This window comes from Myxococcus sp. AB025B, assembly GCF_006518215.1.
Classification (GTDB): domain Bacteria; phylum Myxococcota; class Myxococcia; order Myxococcales; family Myxococcaceae; genus Myxococcus; species Myxococcus fulvus.
In genome coordinates this window covers 1-3,179 of the sequence record NZ_SRLW01000534.1, presented here as the reverse complement: position 1 = coordinate 3,179, position 3,179 = coordinate 1, and the positions used below count along the sequence as shown (strand labels likewise).

Annotated in this window: 2 protein-coding genes; one reads left to right on the top strand and one right to left on the bottom strand. The window is 67.7% G+C overall.

Going from position 1 to position 3,179, the window contains the following annotated elements:
• Positions 1-94: 94 nt before the first annotated feature.
• Positions 95-676: a type 1 glutamine amidotransferase domain-containing protein gene (locus FL311_RS42160; protein WP_141333246.1), complete on the top strand. Its 582-nt coding sequence runs from the start codon at positions 95-97 to the stop codon at positions 674-676.
• Positions 677-818: 142 nt separating this feature from the next.
• Here FL311_RS42160 and yjjJ read toward each other — a convergent pair whose 3' ends face one another.
• Positions 819-2,120 carry a type II toxin-antitoxin system HipA family toxin YjjJ gene (gene yjjJ, locus FL311_RS42155; protein WP_141333245.1) on the bottom strand — a complete coding sequence of 434 codons (1,302 nt, stop codon included), beginning with the start codon at positions 2,118-2,120 and terminating at the stop codon, positions 819-821.
• Positions 2,121-3,179 lie beyond the last annotated feature (1,059 nt).

Below are 3,179 nucleotides of genomic sequence, written 5' to 3'. Positions count from 1 at the left end.
GGCTGGGGCTGCGATCACGCCTTTTTCGCGAGGGGGCGCGTGGGCACCTTCAGCGCACGGGACAACCCACCCAGGTGAAGCAAGGAGACGTCCTATGGCGCGCATCGCGTTCATCCTCGCCGACGACTTCGAGGATGCGGAGTTTCGTGTGCCCTATGACCGCGTGAAGAAGGCGGGGCACGAGGCGGTCATCATCGGCATCGAGGCGGGAAAGCCGGTGAAGGGGAAGAAGGGGGAGGAGGTCATCACGCCGGAGAAGGCCGTGAGGAACGTGTCCTCGCGGGAGTTCGACGCGCTGGTGATTCCTGGCGGTTATTCGCCGGACCACCTGCGCATGGACATCGACATGGTGGGCTTCGTGCGGGACTTCTTCCGGGCGGACAAGCCGCTGGCGGCCATCTGCCATGCGCCGTGGATGTTGGTGGAGGCGGACATCGCGGACGGGCGGACGCTCACCTCGTGGCCGTCGTTGAAGACGGACCTCATCAACGCGGGCGCGCGCTGGGTGGACCGTGAGGTGGTGGAGGACGGCAACGTCATCACCTCGCGCAACCCGGGGGACCTGCTGGCGTTCAGCGAGGCGCTGCTGCGTCAGGTGGAGCACGGGATTGCGCGGAGACTGGAGGCACCGCTCGCCCCCGAGGCCGCGTCGGAGCAGCCGCCGACGATGCACTGAGCAGGGGCACTCTCGTATCGGTCCTCTCCAGGGCTGCATGCTCATGGGCGAGCTCCCGCGAAGACAACGCGGGAGCAGCGCCCCCCCTCATGCTGCCGCGCATGTCGGTGCGCTCCCGCGAGAGAAGACGGAGTGCCCTCGTTCAAACGGGCCGCTGTTGCATGAATGCTCGCAACGACTCGGCACAGGCCGCGCAGCGCTCGCGGAAAGGGGCGCTGAGCGCGGGCTCCTGGGTGAGTTGCTCCCAGGAGGCGAGGGCCCGATGGGCGGCGTCAGGCCAGACGTCCAGCGTGGTCGCGTTGGGAGGCTGGGGTGTGTACTCGCGCTCGACGAGGTTCGTGCCCACGGGCGCGAACATCATCGGCAGCATGTCGTACGCGGGTGCGCGCCGGAACCGCTTCGGTCCTTCTGTGAAGAAGGCGAGGTTGCCGAAGTGTCGGTCGGTGTTGCCAATGAGTTGGCCGAAGACGTCGAGCCACCGCGCCTGGCGTGCGTCCTCCTCGGAGATGAAGCGGGCCTCGCACAGCTTCAGCGTGGCCTGGGTCCAGGTGCCGCGCACGCCGAGGTACTCATTGTCGATGGCGCCGAGTGAGAGCAGGCCGCGTCTGCCACGAATACCAACGCGGTCGAAGCGCTCGACTTCGAGGAAGCGATAGCCCTCCGCATCGAGCCAGCGTGTAGACGCCGCCGCGTGACCGGCGTCACGGAGGGCCTGGAGCGCGAGGTGCTCGGTGACGAGGAGGTCCTTCCATCGGGACACGGCCGCGCCTTCGTCATTGCCCGCGAACTTCACGATGACGTGCCGGTCCTTCACGCGCGTCGCGAACTTGAGATGCTCGCCTCCCACGGAGGAGCCAGGATGTCCCTGTCCCGAGGCCCGAGCGAGCCGGGGATAGTCGTCGGGAGTGGCGTGTGTATCGGGCGTCGCGAGATACCGGTCGAGTGATTCATCGCCGAGGATGAAATCTCCGACGCAGTCCTCGCCTCGCAGCGCGAGCGCGACCAGACAGTCATCATCGGTCCAGTCCGTCACACGCTGGGGCAGGGCGAGCTCGGGATATCGCAGGGAGAAGGTCCGACCGATGTAGCCCTGGGGACTCATGTCCGCCGCGAAGGGTGGCAGTCCCTCGAACAGCTCGGATTCCCCCTTCACGCGTTCGAGCCAGTGACGTCCCTCCGCGAGCAGGTGGAGATCTCCGTCCCGATGGATGGTACCTGTCTCGTCGATGCGATGGAGGCTCAGCCGCGTGCCGAGTGAAGGCAGTGAGCGTGTCCGCGCATAGCGCGTCGCGGGGCCTTTCCCCATGCGGCACAGCCGGTCTCCCGCGGCCGCGAGCAAGCGTGTCACCGTGGGCCGAGAGACCTGGAGCCACGTGGCGAGCTCGCTCGCCTGTGCCTCACCGCGACGGCCGAGCACCGCGAGAAGCTGTTCCACCGTGGCCATGCCCGTGCCTCCGCATACTCCCGAAGTCCTCCTCCGTGAGCAGAAGAGTGATTCAATTCTTGAGCAGAACACAGGACGCGCGCGCGCCGCGTTCTGAGGCTTCCATCTCTTTGGAATCACGATGGAAAATGAACGGGCCGGCCCGCGATGGATGCGGAGCCGGCCCGTGGGATGAATCGATTGATGTCCGTGGCTCAGTGGTCGCCGTACCGCTTCTCACCGGCCTCCACGCGCAGGGCCAGGCGGTTGCCGCGCGGGGGCAGGGGGCAGGTGGCGAAGCGGGTGAACGCGCAGGGCGGGTTGTAGGCGCGGTTGAAGTCGAGCACCACCTGGCCGTCCTTCGGCATGTCCGCGTACAGGAAGCGGCCCGCGCCGTACGTCGAATCGCGGTTGGTCTCGTCCGCGAAGATGACGAAGAGCTGGTTGGAGCCGTCCTCCACCGGCGTCAGGCGGTACTCCTTGCCCGCCACCGTGAAGACGAGCGTGCCCGGGGCCTTCATCTCCTCCGTGGTGCCCAGCACGTTGGGGACCTGGAGCATGCGCGGCGTCTCGGCGGGCTCGAAGCGAGCGGTGACGCGCCAGGCGTTGCTCGCGGGGTACGTGGGGATGCCGTGGAACCCGGTGCGCGCGGGCGACTGCGAGTCCTTCACCCGTACGCCCACCTTGTCGCCGCGCTGGATGACGTGGAAGTTGAGGCTGCCGAGCTTCAGCACATCCGGCGAGCCCTGCTCGTCCGTCTTCAGCGCGCCGCCGGTGAAGGGCTCACCGTTGCGCGTGAACCGCACGCCCTTCTCGGGCTGGAAGGAGACCTCCTTCCCCTTGCGCGTGAAGGTGCCGAGCTTCGGCGGCGTGCCGTCCGGGAAGTCCAGCTTGTTGTCCGGCGCGGAGCCGGCGGTCTGCGCGCCCTCCTCCAGCCAGAAGAGCCCCACGAGGGACAGCCAGCCGTCCTCGGACTGGAGTCGCTGGAGGCGCTGCTCGTGCCACGTGCGGGTGGCGGCGGTGAGGTCTTCGGGCGTCGAGGGAGCGGACACGCTGTCTCTTATACCCATCTGACGCTGC

What these genes read in the sequence shown, in the direction of transcription:
- FL311_RS42160 (WP_141333246.1), top strand. Translation starts at nt 95, where the DNA reads ATGGCGCGCATCGCGTTCATCCTCGCCGACGACTTCGAGGATGCGGAG.
- yjjJ (WP_141333245.1), bottom strand. Translation starts at nt 2,120, where the DNA reads ATGGCCACGGTGGAACAGCTTCTCGCGGTGCTCGGCCGTCGCGGTGAG.